The organism is Pseudomonas sp. SDO5215_S409, assembly GCF_054071325.1.
On record NZ_JBSVWN010000005.1, the window covers coordinates 111,964 to 131,561 of the forward strand.

Genomic DNA, 19,598 nt, shown 5'->3' on the forward strand with positions numbered 1-19,598 from the left:
CGCAAAAAAACTCACCGCCCGTTTCCGGGCGGCCCTTGTGGTTTATCTGCAAGCCATTGAGAAAACGCCGAAAATCTCAGCCGGTGTTGCGCAACCCGGCGGCGATACCGGCCACCGACACCAGCAGCGCCTGTTCCAGAGGGCTGTCCTGCGCCGCTTCCTGCTGGCGCGAACGGGCCAGCAATTCGGCTTGCAGCAGGTGCAGCGGGTCGAGGTAGGTGTTGCGCAGGCGAATGAATTCCAGGGTGTCGGGACTGTGGGCCAACAGCTGCGACTGGCCGGTCAACCCAAGCACCACGCTGCACGCCTGCGACAATAGGTCGCGTAAATGCACGCCCAATGGCAACAGGTCGGGCTGCACCAGGCGCTCGTCATACAGGCGCGCCAGGTCGGCATCGGCCTTGGCCAGCACCATTTCGAGCATGTCGATGCGGGTACGAAAGAACGGCCATTGCTCGCGCATCTGCGCCAGCAGGTCGCCTTCGCCGCGGGCCAGCGCGTTGCTCAGTGCCGTTTCCCAACCCAGCCAGGCGGGCAGCATCAGGCGCGTCTGTGTCCAGCCGAAGATCCACGGAATGGCCCGCAGGCTTTCAATCCCGCCCGCACGGCGCTTGGCCGGGCGGCTGCCCAACGGCAAGCGGCCCAGCTCCTGCTCGGGTGTGGACTGGCGGAAGTACTCGACGAACTGCGGATTTTCCCGCACCACGGCGCGATAAGCGCTTACACCGTCCGCCGCCAATTCATCCATCAAATGGCGCCACGCCGGTTCAGGCGGCGGCGGTGGCAACAAGGTCGCTTCCAACACGGCGGCCAGGTACAGGTTGAGGTTTTGCTCGGCGATGTCCGGCAGGCCGAACTTGAAGCGGATCATTTCGCCTTGCTCGGTAGTACGGAAACGCCCGGCCACCGAGCCCGGCGGCTGCGACAGAATGGCCGCGTGCGCCGGGCCACCGCCACGGCCCACGGTGCCGCCGCGACCGTGGAACAACAGCAGCTCCACTTGCTGCTCACGGCAAATGTCCACCAGCCGCTCCTGGGCGCGGTATTGCGCCCACGCGGCGGCGGTGGTGCCCGCGTCCTTGGCCGAGTCCGAATAACCGATCATCACTTCCTGCGGCCCCTGCAAGCGCGCGCGGTAATCGGGTTGCCGCAACAGTTTTTCGATCACGGGGCCGGCGTTGTCCAGGTCGGCCAGGGTTTCAAACAACGGCACCACACGCATGGGCCGCTGCACGCCAGACTCTTTGAGCAGCAATTGCACAGCCAGCACGTCTGACGCAGCGCCCGCCATGGAAATGACATAGGAGCCCAGCGACGCCGCCGGGGCCGCGGCGATTTCCTTGCAGGTATTAAGCACTTCGGCGGTGTCGGCCGACGGTTCAAAATAGCCCGGCAACAGCGGCCGACGGTTGGCCAATTCCTGGGTCAGGAAGCGGATGCGCGCCTCCTCGTCCCAGTCCTCGTAACGGCCCAGGCCCAGGTAGTCGGTGATCTCGGTGACCGCCGCGCAATGCCGGGTGGAGTCCTGGCGCACGTCCAGACGAACCAGAAACAGACCAAAGGTGATGGCCCGGCGCAGGCAGTCGAGCAACGGGCCATCGGCAATCACGCCCATGCCGCAGGCATGCAGCGACTCGTAGCACAGTTGCAACGGCTCCAGCAGTTCCTGATTGTCTTGCAGCACATCGGCAGGCGCCGGGGTGGGCGCGCTCAGCGAAGTGTGCGCCCACTGCCGGGTGGCGCGCAGGCGCTCGCGCAGTTGTTTGAGCAACGCGCGGTAGGGTTCGACACTCTCCCCCACCTTGGCCTGCAACGCCGGGCTGGCCCGTTGCATGGACAGTTCGGCGGCCAATTGGTCGACATCGCGCAGGTACAGATCCGCCGCCATCCAGCGCGCCAGCAGCAGCACTTGCCGGGTGACTGGCGCGGTGACATTCGGGTTGCCGTCGCGGTCGCCGCCCATCCAGGACGCGAACCGAATGGGCGCGGCCTCCAGGGGCAAGCGCAGGCCGGTGGCCGCGTGCAGGGCCTCGTCGGCCTTGCGCAGGTAATTGGGGATGGCGTGCCACAGCGAATGCTCGATCACCGCAAAGCCCCACTTGGCTTCATCCACCGGGGTTGGGCGGGTGCGGCGGATTTCTTCGGTGTGCCAGGCTTCGGCGATCAAGCGTTGCAAGCGCTCGCGGATCTGCTCGCGCTCGGCGCCCGTCAGGTCGCGGTGGTCTTGCAGCGCGAGTTGCGCGGCGATGGCGTCGTATTTCTGGATGAGGGTCCGGCGGGCGACTTCCGTGGGGTGGGCGGTGAGGACCAGTTCGATCTCAAGGCTGGCCAACTGCCGGGCCAGGGACTCACTGCTGTGCCCTTCACTTTTCAGGCGCGCCAGCAACTCGGGCAGCACACGCGACTCAAAGGGCGCCGGGCGCGATTCGTCCCGGCGGTGGATCAACTGATATTGCTCGGCGATGTTCGCCAGGTTCAGAAACTGGTTGAAGGCCCGCGCCACGGGCAGCAATTCGTCTTCTTTGAGTTGGTCGAGGCTGGCGCCGAGTTCTTCGCCGACGACTTTTTCGGCGTCGCCCCCTCGACGGTCGGCCTTGGCGCCTTTGCGAATCTGCTCGATCTTGTCGAGGAACTCGTCGCCGTACTGTTCTCGAATCGTGTTGCCCAGCAGCTCACCCAGCAGGTGAACGTCCTCACGCAAACGTGCATCGATATCGCTCATCAGCCCATCTCCAGCAAAAAATCCGGAACGCTTCGACCTCCAAGAGTGCCGCCCACGGCAGCGTCTTACAAGGAACTTTAAACCTTGGCGATTGCAGCGAGTCTCAACACTGAGCCGCTGCGTGATCCACGCGGGCGGTCGGTCACTGATCAACGCCCGCCTACGGTGGGCCCATTGAGGTTGCCATGAAAATCCGAGAACTGGCCCAACACTGGGAAGAAACCGCCAAGGGGCGCTTGAGCGAAACCCAATACGCTATCCACCTGGACATGGAGGCCGCCGCACGGCTAGCGGCGATTTGCGAGATGTACCCCAAGCGCCATGCCGAAGAACTGCTGGGCGAGCTGATCGGCGCAGCCCTCGAAGAACTAGAGGCCAGCTTTCCCTACATCAAGGGCCAGCAGGTGATTGCTACCGATGAGGAAGGCGATCCGCTGTACGAAGACATCGGCCCCACCCCGCGCTTTCTGATGCTGTCACGGCGTCACCTACATGCCTTATCAGCCAAACCCGACAATCAGAAACACTAATAAACATTTTTGGCGAAAACCACCATCCCCCCCTGAATCCGGGCTCCACACGCGCCCCACATACCGTTCCGTCGTGCAAAAGTTCCACCCTTTGAACATTGACTGCCCAGTCATATATTTTTTTTGAACAAATCGCCAAAACCGCTGAACTATTCAAAAAAGCTTCAGGTCACAGCCAGTAGCCATCACTTGGAACGGGCGTTTAACCAGCGACCTGAAGCAGCTTTCAGATCATGCAGACGCCACCTCGCCGGGATGGATTTTGATGTTTTTCAGGAGTTATCCAATGGAGTTGAAGACGATGAAGACCAGCACTGCCAAATCCTCGTTTAACCACCTGCGCGGGCTCAAATTGGCCGCGCTGGCAATCGGCACCAGCTTCGTACTGGCGGGTTGCGCCGGTAATCCGCCCTCCGAGCAGTACGCTGTGAGCCAGTCGGCGGTGAACAGCGCGGTCAGCGCTGGCGGTACCGAGTTTGCAGCAGTGGAAATGAAATCGGCCCAGGACAAGCTCAAGCAAGCCGAAATCGCCATGCACGACAAGAACTACGACGAAGCCCGTCGCCTGGCCGAGCAAGCCGAGTGGGATGCTCGCGTCGCTGAGCGTAAATCCCAGGCTGCCAAGGCCGACCGTGCTGTGAAGGATTCCCAGAAGGCTATTCAGGAGCTGCGTCAGGAAGGCATGCGCCCTGCTGTGATCCAGCAGAAGTAAACCCCTCTGTGACCGCATCGCACCCGAAATCGAATTGAAAGGACGACACCACTATGCGTAAACAACTGATGATCCCTGCCCTGCTGGCGATGAGCGTTGCTCTGGCGGCGTGCTCCACCCCGCCGAACGCGAACCTGGAAAACGCACGGACCAACTTCGCGGCCCTGCAAGCCAACCCGCAGGCCACTAAAGTTGCCGCCCTGGAAACCAAGGACGCCAGCGAATGGCTGGACAAGGCCGACAAAGCCTACCGCGACAAAGAAAACGAGAAAAAGGTCGACCAACTGGCTTACTTGGCCAATCAGCGCGTTGAAGTCGCCAAGGACACCATCGCCCTGCGCGGTTCCGAAGCCGAGCTGAAAAACGCCGGTGACCAACGCGCCCGCGCGCTGTTGGAAGCCCGTGATGCGCAGATCAAGCAGCTGCAGAACAGCCTGAACGCCAAGCAGACCGATCGCGGCACCCTGGTGACCTTTGGTGATGTACTGTTCGCCACCAACAAGTCGGACCTCAAGTCCAGCGGCCTGGTGAACATCACCAAGCTGGCGCAGTTCCTGCGCGAGAATCCGGACCGTAAAGTGATTGTCGAAGGCTACACCGACAGCACGGGTTCGGACGCTTACAACCAGAGCCTGTCGGAGCGTCGCGCCGCTTCTGTGCAGCGTGCACTGGCCAACCAGGGCGTGGACATTTCGCGCATCGTGACCCAGGGCTATGGCAAGGAATACCCGGTTGCCGACAACGGCAGCGTCTCGGGCCGTGCCATGAACCGCCGCGTTGAAGTGACCATCTCCAACGACAACCAGCCGGTCAAACCACGCACGTCCGTGCAGTAAAACCACGGTTGTAAAAGAGCCCCACCTGAGTGATCAGGCGGGGCTTTTTCATGCCTACTGTTCCTGTTGCGGGGTGGTCTGGCCCAGGCAGCGCACCGCCTGTTTCTGGCGATTGACCAACACCCCGCTCAGGCCCTTTTGTTCGGTGTCGAACAGCACCAGCACGCCGTCCACGCATTGCGCGACCTGGGCGGCCGGGGTCAGGGAGATCTTGTAGTCTTCGCCGGGCACGGTCTTGAGCATGGTGAAGTCGCTGAGCAGCAACGCGTCCTGCGGCTTGGCAAAGTGCAAATAGCCGTAGTACCACAGGCACCCCACGGTGCCGATGATGGTGCCGATGCCGGTGAGGATCAGCGGGATCATGTTGCGTTCTTCGCTCATTGCGGGCTCTCTGATGAATCGGCTGGGGAGCCGGGGTAGTTGGGAATTTCCCCCAACCGGCGCAGGCCGTTGAAGTGCTGCGGGTCGTCCAGGTAGCGCAGCATCACGGTTTGCCAGGTCGGGTCGGCAAAGGTCTGCACATGCCCGCCCCGGGTCAGCTGCAGCACACGCGGTGGCGGCGCGACCTGGTACAGGCGGATGCCGTTGGCCACCGGCACGATCGGGTCGTCCAGGCTGTGAAACAACAGCTTCGGCACGCCCGTCACGCGGGGCATGGCGTTGACCGCACTGTCGGCGTCTGGCACCAGCCAGGACAACGGCACCTGGAACGGCCATGTTAACCAGGACGTACTGAGAGCAAATTGCCCCACGTCACGGTAACTGGCGGGCACGCCGTCGAGCACCAGGGCCTTGAGGCGCGCTTGACGCTCGGGATGTTCGGCCAGGTAATGCACCGCCAGGGCACCGCCCAGGCTTTGGCCCAGCACGATCAGCGGCTGGCCCTGGGTTTCGGGCGCCTTATCGAGCCAAGTGAAAGCCGCGTCGATGTCCTGATACACCGCCGGTAAGGCGGGCTTGCCTTGCGACACGCCGTAACCGCGATAGTCCAGCATCAGCACTTGATAACCCTGCTCGGGCAGCCACCCACTGCCGCCCAGGTGCCAGGACAGGTTGCCGCCATTGCCATGCAGGTGCAGCACCGTGCCTTTAAGCGGCACGCCGGCCTTGGCGGGCAGCCACCAGGCGTGCAGCTTGACGCCGTCGGCGGTGGTGAGCGTGATGTCGCGATACGCCAGGCGCGCGGCGCCGGGGGTAAACGGCAGCCCGGGTTCGGGGTAGAACAGCAGGCCGCTGCAACCGTTAAGTGTGAGCAAGAGGCAAAGAATGCCGAGGATTCTCATCCGTTGAAACCTCGTGAGTGGGTTGAAAGCAGACCCCGTCGAGCGGCAATCATTCACCGTGCAGACCAGCATGCCGGTCGCGCCGTGTGCTCGGTCAGAGGATGTTGGAGTAGTCCGCCTCGATCCGGTCCAGGCTCAGGTGGTTGAGGAAGTTGGAGAAGCACATCCACGCCGCCAGTGCGTTCATGTCGCGAAACTGCTCCGGCAAGTACTTGGGCGGCACCACCAGGCCTTCATCCACCAATTGGCGCAAGGTGCGCATGTCTTCCAGGGTGGTCTTGCCGCAAAACAGCAGGGGCACTTGCTCGAGCTTGCCTTTACGCACGGCCAACTGAATGTAGTTGTAAACCATGATAAAGCCCTTGAGGTAGGACAGATCCTTGGTAAATGGCAGACCCGTCGGCGTGGAGCCGCGGAAAACACGGCTGGCGTTGCCGTAGCTTTCGGCCATTTCAAACCCCTGCTCGCGGAAAAAGTCGAACACCTGCAGGAAGTCGGCGCCCTCTTCCACCATGTGGATGGCGCGGGTGCGGTTGGTGAGTTTGCGCAGGCGGCTGGGGTAGGAGGCGAAGGTGATGATTTCCATCAGGATCGCCAGGCCTTCCTGGGTCACGGTCGACGAGGGCGGGCCCTTGGACAAAAACGTGCAGATCGGCTGGTTGAGGCCGTTGAGGGTGGTGCCCACGTGCACCAGGCCTTCATGCACTTCCAAGGCGCGCACGTCGCGCTCGTTGAACATCGCATCGGCGCGGATCTTGATGTAGTCGGCCCCCGCCGCCGCATCGGCGACGATCCCGTCGGACTCAAACACCCGGATGGTTTCCTCGGCCTCGCCAAACACTTTGTTCAGGCGGCTTTGCAACAGGCTGACGGCGTCCTTGGCGGCCAGGGTCTTGGCTTCGTCCTTGAGGTCGCCACGGCCGTCGATCTGGTCGAGGTAGTCGGACATCATCAGGCCCAGGTCGGCCAGGGTCGGGTCGCCTGCGTGGAACGCATCGGACGCGGCGCCGTACAACTCCTGGGAGATCAGGCCGAAGTCCTCGGTGCCCCGGGCTTCGAGCATGCGCACCACCATGCGGTATTCCTTGCACATGCGCCGCATGATCTGGCCCACCGGGTTGAACTGGCCCAGTTGGCGGGTGATGTCGCGCTCGATGTTCTGGAACTCCAGCTTCACCGCGGAGGAGTCGAACGACAACGGCCGGTTCAGGTAATAGTCGCGGTCCACCGCGGGCATCTTCTTGCCCTTGGCGTCGAGGAACCCTTTGCGGATGCTCTCGTCCCACTTCACGGCGTCGAGGACGCGAATCGGTGTTTGTGTCAGCACAATGCGGTCAGACAGGGTGCGTATCGTCTGCTGGTAATCGTCCACCCGATGTTCCCTCTTCAATCGTTGTTGACCCAAATGCCTGGTTTCAACGGTAGTACCTTTTGCGCAATCGTCATACCGACGCCAGCACCAGGTGCATGTAGCGCTTGAGAATCTCCAGCCGCTCCTCTGCACTCAAAGGCTCCGGGCCGCCGAGCAGGCCCTGATACTCCATCCGGCCGATAATCGCCGTCAACACCTTGGCGTCCTGTTGCGGCTCGCGCGAGCCCAGTATCCGAAAAAACTGGCAAGTGCCTTGCAACAGGATCTGCTGGTGGGAGTGCACCAATTGCGCCAGGCGCGGGTTCAACAGCGCTTCCTGGCGAAACGCCTGCTCGGCCATCAGGTGTTCGCGGCGGTTGAGCAGTTGGCGGCTGACGTAATCGGCGGTCAGGCGGGCAATGTCGTCGGCCAGCAGCGAGCGCGACTGCGCGCTGCCGTCACCCAGGGTGACCATTTCGCTGAGCAGGCTCTCGTTGCGCAGCCACAGCTTGCCCATGAACGCCGCACTGCGTTCCACGTATTGGGCGAAGGTGTCGGTGAGCAGGTCGTCAATGTCCTTGAAGTAATAGGTGGTGGCCGACAACGGCACCCCCGCCTCTGCCGCCACGGCGCGGTGACGCACAGCGCGCACGCCATCGCGCACCACAATGCGCATGGCGGCGTCGAGAATATCCTGCCTGCGCTGCTCGCTGCCCCGGCGGCTGGCCTTGCGGCCCTGGTACTGAACGCTATCGGCCACGGCAGCGGCGATGCCGGCGGCGCCTTCTTGAGCCCTTACGCGGTTCACGACAAGTTTTCCTCTCACAGAAAAAAGCCGCCTTATAAAAGGCGGCTCCAGGTGCATCGAGTTTACGCTTGCGGCCGCATGTGCGGGAACAGGATCACGTCGCGGATCGACGGGGAATTGGTCAACAGCATCACCAACCGGTCGATGCCGATGCCTTCACCGGCCGTCGGCGGCATGCCGTATTCCAGGGCGCGGACGAAGTCGGCGTCGTAGTGCATGGCTTCGTCGTCACCGGCGTCCTTGTCGGCCACCTGGGCCATGAAGCGCTCGGCCTGGTCTTCTGCGTCGTTGAGCTCGGAGTAGGCGTTGGCGATTTCGCGCCCGCCGATGAACAGCTCGAAACGGTCGGTGACGTTCGGGTTGTCATCGTTGCGACGGGCCAGCGGCGACACCTCGAACGGGTACTGGGTAATGAAGTGCGGCTGTTCGAGCTTGTGCTCCACCAGTTCCTCGAAAATCATCACCTGTAGTTTGCCCAGGCCTTCGAAACCCAGCACCTTGGCGCCGGCTTTCTTGGCGATGGCGCGGGCTTTGTCGATGTCGTTCAGGTCGTCAGCGCACAGCTCGGGGTTGTACTTGAGGATCGAGTCGAACACCGACAGGCGCACGAACGGCTCGCCGAAGTGGAACACCTTGTCACCGTACGGCACGTCGGTGCTGCCCAGCACCAGTTGCGCCAACTCACGGAACAACTCTTCGGTGAGGTCCATGTTGTCTTCGTAGTCGGCGTAGGCCTGGTAGAACTCCAACATGGTGAATTCTGGGTTGTGACGGGTCGAGACGCCTTCGTTACGGAAGTTGCGGTTGATCTCGAACACCTTTTCAAAGCCGCCTACCACCAGCCGCTTGAGGTACAGCTCTGGCGCAATGCGCAGGAACATTTCCATGTCCAGCGCGTTGTGGTGGGTTTCGAACGGCTTGGCGGCAGCGCCACCCGGGATGGTTTGCAGCATCGGGGTTTCGACTTCCAGGAAGTCACGCTTCATCAGGAAGCTGCGGATGTGCGCAATCACTTGCGAACGTACGCGGAAGGTGTCGCGCACGTCTTCGTTGACGATCAGGTCAACGTAGCGCTGGCGGTAGCGCTGCTCGGTGTCGGACAGGCCGTGGTGCTTGTCGGGCAACGGGCGCAGGGACTTGGTCAGCAGGCGCACGGTGGTCATTTCTACGTACAGGTCGCCCTTGCCGGAACGGGCCAGGGTGCCTTCGGCGGCGATGATGTCGCCCAGGTCCCAGGTCTTCACGGCGGCCAGGGTTTCTTCCGGCAGGGTCTTGCGGTTGACGTAGACCTGAATGCGACCGCTCATGTCCTGGATCACCATGAACGCGCCACGGTTGAGCACAATACGACCTGCCACCTTGACCGGGATGGCAGCAGCTTCCAGCTCTTCCTTGGTCTTGTCGACATACTGTTTCTGCAGGTCATTGCAGTAGCTGTCACGGCGGAAGTCGTTGGGGAAGGCATTGCCCTTGGCGCGCTCGGCGGCAAGTTTTTCCTTGCGCAGGGCGATCAGGGAGTTTTCTTCCTGTTGCTGGGCCTGGTCGAGTTGTTGGTCGCTCATGTCTTTTGAAATTCCATCACAGGTTCGTTGCCCCGGCCAGCGGCCGGGGATCGCCGGCGAGCCGGCTTCTACAGTCTTACAGCCCGGATTTGAGGCTGGCTTCCAGGTACTCGTCGATGTCGCCGTCGAGCACTTTGTCGCAGTCGCTGCGTTCGATGTTGGTGCGCAGGTCCTTGATTCGCGACGCGTCGAGCACGTAGGAGCGGATCTGGTGACCCCAGCCGATGTCGGACTTGGTGTCTTCCAGGGCCTGGGACGCGGCGTTGCGCTTCTGCATTTCCTGCTCATACAACCGGGCCCGCAGCATTTTCATGGCGGTGTCCTTGTTGGCGTGCTGGGAACGTTCGTTCTGGCAGCTGACCACGGTGTTGGTCGGTACGTGGGTGATCCGTACGGCCGAGTCGGTGGTGTTTACGTGCTGACCACCGGCACCGGAGGAGCGGTAGGTGTCGATGCGCAGGTCGGACGGGTTGATCTCGATTTCGACCTTGTCGTCGATCTCGGGCGACACAAACACCGCCGAGAACGAGGTGTGGCGACGGTTGCCGGAGTCGAACGGGCTCTTGCGCACCAGGCGGTGCACGCCGATCTCGGTCCGCAGCCAACCAAAGGCGTACTCGCCCTTGATGTGCACGGTGGCGCCCTTGATACCGGCGACTTCACCGGCCGACAGTTCCATGATGGTGGCGTCAAACCCGCGTTTGTCAGCCCAGCGCAGGTACATGCGCAGCAGGATGTTGGCCCAGTCCTGGGCTTCGGTGCCGCCGGAACCGGCCTGGATGTCCAGGTAGGCGTTGTTCATGTCCATCTCGCCGCTGAACATGCGACGAAATTCCAGCTTGGCCAGGGATTCTTCCAGGCCTTGGAGGCCTTCGACCACGTCGTTCACGGCGCCTTCGTCGTTCTCTTCGACGGCCATGTCCAGCAGCTCGCGCGAGTCAACCAGGCCGCTGGACAGCTCGTCCAGGGTGTCGACGATCTGCGCCAGCGCCGAGCGCTCGCGGCCCAGTTCCTGGGCGTATTCGGGTTTGTTCCAGACGTTTGGATCTTCAAGCTCGCGATTGACTTCGATCAGGCGCTCATGCTTTTGATCGTAGTCAAAGATACCCCCGAATAGTTTCGGAGCGCTCGGACAGGTCCTTGATGGTGTTAAGGATCGGGTTGATTTCCATGGCGGGCAGCACTCGTTGGCGAACTTTTGAAAGCCGACGAGTATAACGACAAACCGGGGCAAACGTCAGCCCGCTTGGCCGAAAAGGCGGGCTGGAACCGGATTTATACGGCGATAAACATCAGGCCTGCCCGCGCTTTCGGGTTTTGCAGCGCGCCGGGGTCACTCGATGCCCACCTGGTTACGCCCGTTGTGCTTGGCCAGGTACAAGCCCTTGTCGGCCGATGAAATCAACTGGCGGCAATCGGTGCCCTGCAGCGGCGTCATGGTGGACAGGCCAATGCTGATGGTCAGGCTGGCCCCTTGGGTCGGTGCGATATGCGGGATTTTCAACCCAGCCACTGCCTGGCGCAGCTTCTCTGCCACCAGCCGCGCCCCACCGTGGGAGGTGCTGGGCAGCACCAGCGCAAACTCTTCACCGCCATAACGCGCCGGTAAATCCGAAGGCCGGCTGCTGGCCTCGCGAATGGTCGCCGCCACCTTGCGCAGCGCTTCATCGCCTTCCAGGTGGCCAAAGCTGTCGTTGTAGCTCTTGAAAAAGTCCACGTCGATCATCAGCAACGACAGCTGGCTCTGGTCACGCATGGCCCGGCGCCACTCCAGTTCCAGGTATTCGTCGAAATGCCGGCGGTTGGACAGCCCGGTCAGCCCGTCGGAGTTCATCAGCCGCTGCAGCACCAGGTTGGTGTCCAGCAACTGCTGCTGGCTGACCCGCAGCGCCCGGTAGGCGGCGTCGCGCTGCAACAACATCATGTAGGAGCGCGAGTGGTAGCGAATGCGCGCCACCAACTCGATGTTGTCCGGCAGCTTGACCAGGTAGTCGTTGGCCCCGGCGGCAAACGCCGCGCTCTTGATCAGCGGGTCTTCCTTGGTGGACAGCACGATGATCGGGATGTCCTGCGTGGCCGGGTGGTTGCGGTATTCGCGCACCAGCGTCAGGCCGTCCAGGCCCGGCATGACCAGGTCTTGCAGGATCACCGTCGGCTTGATGCGGATCGCCTGGGCAATGGCCTGGTGCGGATCGGCGCAAAAGTGGAAGTCGATGTTTTCTTCATGGGCCAGCCCGCGCCGAACGGCTTCGCCGATCATCGCCTGGTCGTCGACCAGCAACACCATGGCGGCGTTTTCGTCGGTCTTGAAACCGTCCAGTTGTAAATCATTCATGTGCGGTCACCTGAGTTACTGCTTGCCGGCCAGAACAGCGAGGGATATCAGTCATTTGGCGAATACCTCCAGCAATCGTGGCGCAATTGTGTTCAATGGGCGAATTTCAACCGCTGCGTCGATGGCTGCCGCTGCCTTGGGCATGCCATACACCGCGCTGCTGTGCTGATCCTGAGCGATGGTCAGATAACCTTGCTGACGCATCAATTTAAGTCCTTGAGCCCCGTCGCGCCCCATGCCGGTCAGTAACACACCGACCGCATCACCGTTCCAGTGGCTGGCGACACTTTCAAAAAACACATCGATGGACGGCCGATAGATTTCGTTCACCGGCTCGGCGGTGTAGGCGAGCGTACCGTTTTTGAGCAGACGGATATGGTGGTTGGTGCCCGCCAGCAGCACCACGCCACTTTGCGGCGGCTCGCCTTCGCGCGCCAGGCGCACCGGCAGGCTGGAGGCACTGCTCAACCATTGTGCCATCCCGGCGGCAAACACCTGGTCCACATGCTGCACCAGCACGATGGCGGGTGTGAAGTCTCGCGGCAAGCCTTTGAGCAGCAACTCGAGCGCCGCTGGCCCGCCCGCCGACGAGCCGATGGCCACCAGGCTCTGGCGCTTGCCCATGATGCGCGCAATCGCAGGCTCCGTGCGCACGCGACTGCCGCGCTGCCCCACCAGCCAGCCAATGTTCTGGATCTTGCGCAACAGCGGCGCCGCGGCGTCCCGAGGGTTGCCCACGCCCAGCGCAGGGGTGTCGACCACGTCCAGCGCGCCATGGCCCATGGCCTCGAACACCCGGCTGACGTTGGCCTGGCGGTCCACCGTGACGATCAGAATCGCGCACGGGGTGTGGGCCATGATCTGCCGCGTAGCCTCTACGCCATCCATCACCGGCATGATCAGGTCCATCAGGATCAGGTCTGGCGTCAGCTCGGCGCAGCAATTCACGGCCTCTTGGCCATTACTGGCCACCCACACCACCTGGTGGGCCGGTTCCAGGCTTAACGCCCGGCGCAACGCCTCTACCGCCAGGGGCATGTCATTGACGATCGCAATCCTCATGCACGGGCTCCTCCGATCAGCTCAACCACTGCGTCGAGCAGGGCATCGTCATGAAAACTGGCCTTGGCCAAGTAATAGTCGGCCCCGGCATCGAGCCCACGGCGGCGGTCTTCTTCGCGATCCTTATAGGAAACCACCATCACCGGCAGCGACTGCAAGCGCGTGTCGCGCCGCAACAGTGTGACCAGTTCGATACCGTCCATGCGCGGCATATCAATGTCGGTGATGAGCAGGTCAAAGTCCTCTGAGCGCAATGCGTTCCAACCGTCCATGCCATCGACCGCCACCGCCACTTCATAACCGCGATTGAGTAACAATTTGCGTTGCAACTCGCGCACGGTCAGCGAGTCGTCGACCACCAGGATACGCTTGCGCGGCACTTCCAGCGTTTGCTGGGTGCGCCGGGCGATGCGCTCCAGGCGGCCGGTATTGAGCAGCTTGTCCACCGAGCGCAGCATGTCTTCGACGTCGACGATCAGCACCACCGAGCCGTCATCGAGCAGCGCGCCCGCCGAAATGTCCTGCACCTTGCCCAGCCGGGCATCCAGCGGCAGCACCACCAGCGTGCGCTCACCGATGAAGCGCTCCACGGCAATCCCGTAGACCGCCTCACGCTCGCGGATCACCACCACCTTGAGGGTGTCCTCACCGTTCTGCCCGGCCGGGCGTTGCAACAACTGGCTCGCCGCTACCAGGCCGACATGCCGCCCTTCGTGCCAAAAATGCTGGCGGCCTTCCAGTTGCACGATGTCGTCGGGCGCCAGGTCGCACATGCGTTCGATGTGGGCCAGCGGGAACGCGTAGGCTTCTTCGCCCACTTCCACCACCAGGCTGCGCACCACCGACAAGGTCAATGGCACTTCCAGATGAAAACGGCTGCCCTGCCCGGCGGTCTGCTCCAGCACCACCGCGCCGCGCAGCTGGCGCACCATGTGTTGCACCGCGTCCAGGCCCACGCCACGCCCGGACACCTCGGTGACGGTGTCGCGCAGGCTGAAGCCGGGCAAGAACAGGAACGTCAGCAGTTCTTCTTCGCTCAGGCGCAGGGCGGTGTCCACCGGCGTCAGGTGGCGGTCAACGATGCTCGCGCGCAGGCGCTCCAGGTCAACGCCACCGCCGTCATCGCTCAACTCCAGCACCAGCAAACCGGCCTGGTGCGAGGCGCGCAGGCGGATCACCCCTTCGGCAGGCTTGCCCTTGAGCAGGCGCTGTTCGGGCATTTCGATGCCATGATCGACGGCGTTGCGCAATAAATGGGTCAGCGGCGCTTCGAGCTTTTCCAGCACGTCGCGGTCTACCTGGGTTTTCTCGCCCTCGATCTCCAGGCGCACCTGCTTGCCAAGGCTGCGCCCCAAGTCCCGCACCATCCTGACCTGGCCAGCCAGCACATCGGCGAAGGGCCGCATGCGACAGGCCAGCGCCGTGTCATACAGCACCTGGGCGCGCTGCCCGGCCTGCCAGCCGAACTCGTCCAGTTCAGCGGTCTTTTGCGCCAGCAACAGCTGGGCTTCGCCGAGTAAGCGACGGGCGTCGGCCAGGGCTTCCTGGGCTTCCAGGCCCAGATCGACGGTCTTGAGTTGGCCGTCGAGGTTGTCCAGGGCGCGGGCGGTGTTGCTCTGGATCCGCTTGAGCCGTTGCAGGCTGCCCAGGTAGGGCTTGAGCCGCTGGGTTTCCACCAACGACTTGCTCGACAGGTCGAGCAGGCTGTTCAAGCGCTCGGCGGTGACCCGCAAGACCCGCTCGCCGCCTTCGGTCATGCGCTTGCTGCGCGGCACGTCGGCCGTCACGGGCGGCGCAGGCTCGGGTTCCGGCGCCAGCACCGGCAACGCTTCAGTCACCGGCGCGGGGGCCGGCGGGGGCGCAGCGACCTTGGCACCCGCCTGCGAGGGGTCGAGCAAACGCGCCATTAATGCCACGTATCCTTCGACATCCGCAGGCCCCACGCTGTTGCCCGGTGTCGCGATACGCATGAGCAGGTCGGTGCCCTGCAGCAATGCATCAATGTGTTCAGGTTGCAGGTAAAGGCGGCGTTCCTGGGCGCTGACCAGGCAGTCTTCCATCACGTGAGACACGCTGACGCCCGCGTCTACCCCCACGATTCGCGCCGCCCCTTTGAGTGAGTGGGCGGCGCGCATGCAGGCCTCGAGCTGGTCGGCCTGGGTGGGGTTGCGTTCCAGGGCCAGCAAGCCCGCGCTGAGCACTTGGGTCTGGGCGTCGGCCTCCAGGCTGAACAGCTCCAGCAGGGAGGCGTCGCGCATCTGGTCGGGGGTCATGTGAGGCTCCGGGTCACGGCGGACAACAATTGCGTCTCGTCCAGCCAACGCAGGCTGCGGCCTTTGAAGGGCAATACGCCTTGGGTATAGCGGGCGGAGCCTTCGGTGCCAGAGAGCGAAGCGGCCTTTAAGGTGCGCTCGTCAATGGCGTGGATGCCGTCGACTTCATCGACCGGCACCACCACCGGGCCGTCCTGCGCGGCGATGATCAGCATGCGCGGCATCACGCGCCCGCCCGTGGCGCCGCTGCTGGACGGGTCCAGCCCCAACAGCTCCACCAGCGACAGGCACGCCACCAGCGCGCCGCGCACATTTGCCACGCCCAGCAGCGCCCGGGAGCGCTGGTGCGGCAGCGAATGAATCGGCTGCAACGGTGCCACTTCCACCAGGCAGCGGGTGGCGATGCCCAGCCACTCCTCGCCCAGGCGGAACATTAATAGGGAGCGGGTGACCACCTCATCGTCCGCCTCGGCCACCGCCGCCGGCCGCCGGTCTTCCTGCTGCAGGGCGTAGCGGTCGAGCAAACGCGTGGCCGCCGCCGAATACACCGAGCAATTGCGGCAATGAATGTGGTCGTCCAGCAACGGGCAGGACTTGTCGCCATGAATGCCGATGCGGTTCCAGCAATCATCGATGGCCTGGGCGTCGGCCAAAATCAGGTTCAAGCCGGGGTCTAGTGTCATTGTTTACGCTCACTGCGGGCGGCACGGGCCTGCAAACGGCGGGCGCCAGCGACATCGCCCTGGGATTGGAGCAACACCGCCAGGTGCATCAAGGCCTGGGGGTGCTGCGGCTCCAGGTACAGGGCCTTGCGGTAATAACCCTGGGCCTCCAGCGCGCTACCGGCCACATCGCTGAGCAGGCCCAGCCAGTAGAACACCTGCGCCACAGGCGGGTGGTCCTGCAAAAAGCGCTCGCAGGCGGCGCGGGCTTCGGCGGTCTTGCCCTCGTTGGCCAGTGTGGCGATCTGCCCGAGCAGGTCCCCGGCATCCGATTGCACCGCGGCCATGGGCACCACCCGCGCATTCGCCGGGCTGAACGGTCGGGGCTTGGCAGGCAGGGGCGCGGCACTGCGCTGGGGCGTCGGCGCGGGCAGCGGTGCGAACGTCGGCGCAGGCATGGGCGGCCCAACCTGCCGACTGAACGCAAAAGACTGCGGCGCCCCGATGGAGCGCATGCCCAGGCGGCCCAGCAGGCTGCCTTCGGCGGGGCCGATAAACAGCACGCCGTCGACGTGAGTCAGCCCTTTGAGCACTTCAAACACCTGGCGCTGGGTGGGCTGGTCGAAATAGATCAGCAGGTTGCGGCAAAACACAAAGTCGTAGGTGGGCTCGCTCACCAGCAGCTTAGGGTCCAGCAGGTTGCCGACTTGCAGGCGCACTTGCTCACGCACCCGCTCGGCCATCAGGTAGCCCTCGCCCTGCTCGGTGAAATGCCGGTCCCGGAACTCGAGAGCCTGGCCGCGAAACGAATTTTTGCCGTACACCCCGCGCCGCGCCCGCTCGATCGACAAGGGGCTGACGTCCATGCCCAGCACCTTGAACTGGTGGGGCGCCAGGCCCGCATCCAACAACGCCATGGCAATCGAATAAGGCTCCTCGCCGGTGGAGCACGGCAGGCTGAGGATACGCAGGGCGCGCATTTGCCGGATCTCGGCCAGGCGCGCCACCGCCAGCCGGGCGAGGGTGGCAAAGGATTCCGGATAACGGAAAAACCAGGTTTCGGGCACGATCACCGCTTCGATCAGCGCTTGCTGCTCGTCGGTGCAGCTCTGCAAGCGCGTCCAGTAGTCCTCGGTGCTGCTCATGTACAACGCCTGGCTGCGCTGGCGCACGGCGCGCTCGATGATGGCTTCGCCCACCGAGGCGACGTCCAGGCCGATGCGTGACTTGAGGAAGTCGATGAAACGCGGGTCGCCTTCCATCAGCCCTCCTCGCCCGCCGCGAACAGCAAGGCCTGTACGTCCGGGGTCAGCAGGTCGGTCACGCCGATCCATTGCATCAAACCCTGGGCGTCTTCGCGCACCGGCCCCAGGTAAGGCGCCTGGCGGTTATCCAGCCCATAGGGCTGGAATTCGGCCGGGTCGCACCGCAGGGTGTCGGTGGCCTGCTCAAGGATCAACCCCAACCAGCGCGCGGGCAGGTGCACCTGTGGCTGATAGTTGACCAACACCAGGCGTGTACTGGTGCGGGCCTGAGCGGGCGTGCCAAAGGTCAGCGCACTGAGATCGATGACCGGCACCATCACCCCGCGATGGGCAAAGATCCCGGCGACCCAGGCAGGTGCATGGGCGATAGGCTTGAGCGGCAGGCGCGGCAGCACTTCGGCCACTTGCGTGGCCTTGAGCGCATAGCGTTCAGGGCCGACATGAAACACCAGGAACAACACTTTTTTCGCGGCCGCAACGGCACCGCGTCTCGCCGCAGGCTCGCTCATCAGACTTTAAATCGCGACACGCCGCTGCGCAGGCCGACAGCGACCTGGCTCAGCTCGTCAATGGCAAAACTGGCCTGGCGCAACGACTCCACGGTCTGGCTGCTGGCATCGCCCAATTGCACCAGCGCATGGTTGATCTGCTCGGCGCCGGTGGCCTGGGCCTGCATGCCTTCGTTGACCATCAGCACACGTGGCGCCAGGGCCTGCACCTGATGAATGATCTGCGACAGCTGCTCGCCCACTTGCTGCACTTCAAACATGCCGCGGCGCACTTCTTCAGAGAACTTGTCCATACCCATCACGCCCGCCGACACCGCCGACTGGATCTCGCGCACCATTTGCTCGATGTCGTAGGTGGCCACGGCGGTCTGGTCGGCGAGGCGACGCACTTCGGTGGCCACCACGGCAAAACCACGGCCGTATTCACCGGCCTTTTCGGCTTCGATCGCCGCGTTGAGGGACAGCAGGTTGGTCTGGTCGGCCACTTTGACGATGGTCACCACCACCTGGTTGATGTTGCCGGCTTTCTCATTGAGGATCGCCAGCTTGGCGTTCACAAGATCGGCGGCGCCCATCACCGAGTGCATGGTTTCTTCCATGCGCGCCAGGCCCTGCTGGCCGGAACCTGCGGCCACCGAGGCCTGGTCGGCGGCGGTGGACACTTCGGTCATGGTGCGCACCAGGTCCTTGGAAGTGGCGGCGATTTCCCGGGACGTGGCACCGATCTCGGTGGTGGTCGCGGCGGTTTCGGTGGCGGTGGCCTGCTGCTGCTTGGAGGTGGCGGCAATTTCGGTGACCGAGGTGGTCACCTGCACCGACGAGCGCTGTGCCTGGGACACCAGGGCGGTCAGCTCAGTCATCATGTCGTTGAAGCCGGTTTCTACCGCGCCGAACTCATCCTTGCGCTCAAGGTTCAGGCGCTTGCTCAGGTCGCCCGTGCGCATGGTTTCGAGGATGTCGACGATGCGCTTCATCGGCGCCATGATCGCGCGCATCAACAGCAGGCCACACAGGCCAGCCGCCAGAATGGCCAGGATCAGCGACACCCCCATGCTGATTTTGGCGGCCGATACCGAGTCATCGATGGCGTTAGTCGCACGATCAGCGACGTTTTTGTTTTCGGTGATGATCTCATTGAGCTTGACGCGGCCTGCGGTCCAGGTAGGCGTCAGTTGCTCGTCGAACACTTTGCGGGCAGTGGCGAGGTCTTGGCGCTGCAGGGCATCAAGCACACCGTCCAGCGCCTTGTTGTAGGCCTGGTGCAAGGTTTCAAACTGGTTGAACTCTGCACGGTCGATGTCGCCATTGATGGTTTTTTCGTAGTTGGCCATCTGTTCGACGATGCGCGCTTCAAACGTCTTGAAGTCGGCCTTGTCGGCCTCGGTGACCACTTTGTCCTTGCGCAGGCCAATGATGTCGAGGGTGTCGAGGTAGCTGTCGACCCAGGCGCTGCGGATCATCGAGCTCAGGTAAACCCCGGGAACGGCATCGTCGCGCACCGACTCTTCACTGGACTCGATCTTGAGCAAGCGTGAATACGACACCACCACCATCAACAGCATGATCGCGATGATGACCGCAAAGCTCGCCAAAATCCTTTGGCGCAAGGTCCAGTTCTTCACAGTAATTCCTCGAAAGGCCATTCAAAATGGGGGGAGTATAGCTGAGCAAGTGCCATCATTAATCAA

The 19,598-nt window shown here is 63.1% G+C and carries 17 protein-coding genes; 3 read left to right on the forward strand and 14 right to left on the reverse strand.

Annotation, left to right across the window (positions count from 1 at the left end):
* Nucleotides 1-76: 76 nt before the first annotated feature.
* Complete coding sequence (gene ppc / locus ACW9H9_RS04350) at nucleotides 77-2,722, reverse strand: phosphoenolpyruvate carboxylase (protein ID WP_457341783.1); 2,646 nt, start codon at nucleotides 2,720-2,722, stop codon at nucleotides 77-79.
* A 185-nt stretch (nucleotides 2,723-2,907) separates the two neighbouring features.
* Here ppc and ACW9H9_RS04355 point away from each other — a divergent pair, with 185 nt between their 5' ends.
* From ACW9H9_RS04355 to ACW9H9_RS04365, 3 genes are all read left to right on the forward strand, one after another.
* Nucleotides 2,908-3,252 carry a pilin assembly protein gene (locus ACW9H9_RS04355; RefSeq protein WP_457341782.1) on the forward strand — a complete coding sequence of 115 codons (345 nt, stop codon included), beginning with the start codon at nucleotides 2,908-2,910 and terminating at the stop codon, nucleotides 3,250-3,252.
* 286 nt (nucleotides 3,253-3,538) lie between these two features.
* The gene (locus ACW9H9_RS04360) at nucleotides 3,539-3,964 is read left to right on the forward strand and encodes a DUF4398 domain-containing protein (protein WP_457341781.1); all 426 of its coding nucleotides are present in this window, start codon (nucleotides 3,539-3,541) and stop codon (nucleotides 3,962-3,964) included.
* A 53-nt stretch (nucleotides 3,965-4,017) separates the two neighbouring features.
* Complete coding sequence (locus ACW9H9_RS04365; RefSeq protein WP_457341780.1) at nucleotides 4,018-4,800, forward strand: OmpA family protein; 783 nt, start codon at nucleotides 4,018-4,020, stop codon at nucleotides 4,798-4,800.
* Between the two features lie 54 nt (nucleotides 4,801-4,854).
* Here the strand turns inward: ACW9H9_RS04365 and ACW9H9_RS04370 are convergent, their stop codons facing one another.
* The 13 genes from ACW9H9_RS04370 to ACW9H9_RS04430 form a co-directional block, all read right to left on the reverse strand.
* Nucleotides 4,855-5,181 (reverse strand): hypothetical protein, encoded by a 327-nt coding sequence (locus tag ACW9H9_RS04370; protein WP_457341779.1) that lies wholly within the window; start codon nucleotides 5,179-5,181, stop codon nucleotides 4,855-4,857.
* Complete coding sequence (locus ACW9H9_RS04375) at nucleotides 5,178-6,083, reverse strand: alpha/beta hydrolase (protein WP_457341778.1); 906 nt, start codon at nucleotides 6,081-6,083, stop codon at nucleotides 5,178-5,180. Before ACW9H9_RS04375 ends, ACW9H9_RS04370 begins: the two co-directional genes overlap by 4 nt.
* Nucleotides 6,084-6,177: 94 nt before the next feature.
* Nucleotides 6,178-7,455, reverse strand: coding sequence for a flavohemoglobin expression-modulating QEGLA motif protein (locus ACW9H9_RS04380; RefSeq protein WP_457341777.1), 1,278 nt, complete (start codon nucleotides 7,453-7,455; stop codon nucleotides 6,178-6,180).
* A 70-nt stretch (nucleotides 7,456-7,525) separates the two neighbouring features.
* Nucleotides 7,526-8,242: a TetR/AcrR family transcriptional regulator gene (locus ACW9H9_RS04385; protein WP_457341776.1), complete on the reverse strand. Its 717-nt coding sequence runs from the start codon at nucleotides 8,240-8,242 to the stop codon at nucleotides 7,526-7,528.
* A gap of 62 nt (nucleotides 8,243-8,304) precedes the next feature.
* On the reverse strand, nucleotides 8,305-9,804 hold the full coding sequence (gene lysS, locus ACW9H9_RS04390) for a lysine--tRNA ligase (protein ID WP_457341775.1): 1,500 nt from the start codon (nucleotides 9,802-9,804) through the stop codon (nucleotides 8,305-8,307).
* A gap of 76 nt (nucleotides 9,805-9,880) precedes the next feature.
* Nucleotides 9,881-10,976 (reverse strand): peptide chain release factor 2 gene (prfB, locus tag ACW9H9_RS04395; RefSeq protein ID WP_457341774.1). Its coding sequence is split into 2 segments (ribosomal slippage): nucleotides 9,881-10,903 and nucleotides 10,905-10,976, totalling 1,095 coding nucleotides; the frame shifts between segments, so codons are not numbered across the junction.
* 161 nt (nucleotides 10,977-11,137) lie between these two features.
* On the reverse strand, nucleotides 11,138-12,139 hold the full coding sequence (locus tag ACW9H9_RS04400; RefSeq protein WP_457341773.1) for a diguanylate cyclase: 1,002 nt from the start codon (nucleotides 12,137-12,139) through the stop codon (nucleotides 11,138-11,140).
* Nucleotides 12,140-12,190: 51 nt separating this feature from the next.
* Nucleotides 12,191-13,201 (reverse strand): chemotaxis-specific protein-glutamate methyltransferase CheB, encoded by a 1,011-nt coding sequence (gene cheB / locus ACW9H9_RS04405; RefSeq protein WP_457341772.1) that lies wholly within the window; start codon nucleotides 13,199-13,201, stop codon nucleotides 12,191-12,193.
* On the reverse strand, nucleotides 13,198-15,474 hold the full coding sequence (locus tag ACW9H9_RS04410) for a response regulator (RefSeq protein ID WP_457341771.1): 2,277 nt from the start codon (nucleotides 15,472-15,474) through the stop codon (nucleotides 13,198-13,200). Before ACW9H9_RS04410 ends, cheB begins: the two co-directional genes overlap by 4 nt.
* Nucleotides 15,471-16,157 carry a chemotaxis protein CheW gene (locus ACW9H9_RS04415; protein ID WP_457341770.1) on the reverse strand — a complete coding sequence of 229 codons (687 nt, stop codon included), beginning with the start codon at nucleotides 16,155-16,157 and terminating at the stop codon, nucleotides 15,471-15,473. The genes ACW9H9_RS04410 and ACW9H9_RS04415 overlap by 4 nt, the downstream gene beginning before the upstream one ends.
* Complete coding sequence (locus ACW9H9_RS04420) at nucleotides 16,154-17,398, reverse strand: CheR family methyltransferase (RefSeq protein WP_457341769.1); 1,245 nt, start codon at nucleotides 17,396-17,398, stop codon at nucleotides 16,154-16,156. Before ACW9H9_RS04420 ends, ACW9H9_RS04415 begins: the two co-directional genes overlap by 4 nt.
* Complete coding sequence (locus ACW9H9_RS04425) at nucleotides 17,398-17,910, reverse strand: chemotaxis protein CheW (RefSeq protein ID WP_457341768.1); 513 nt, start codon at nucleotides 17,908-17,910, stop codon at nucleotides 17,398-17,400. The genes ACW9H9_RS04420 and ACW9H9_RS04425 overlap by 1 nt, the downstream gene beginning before the upstream one ends.
* Entirely contained in the window at nucleotides 17,910-19,532 is a 1,623-nt protein-coding gene (locus ACW9H9_RS04430; RefSeq protein WP_457341767.1) for a methyl-accepting chemotaxis protein, read from the reverse strand. The genes ACW9H9_RS04425 and ACW9H9_RS04430 overlap by 1 nt, the downstream gene beginning before the upstream one ends.
* Between the last annotated feature and the right edge of the window lie 66 nt (nucleotides 19,533-19,598).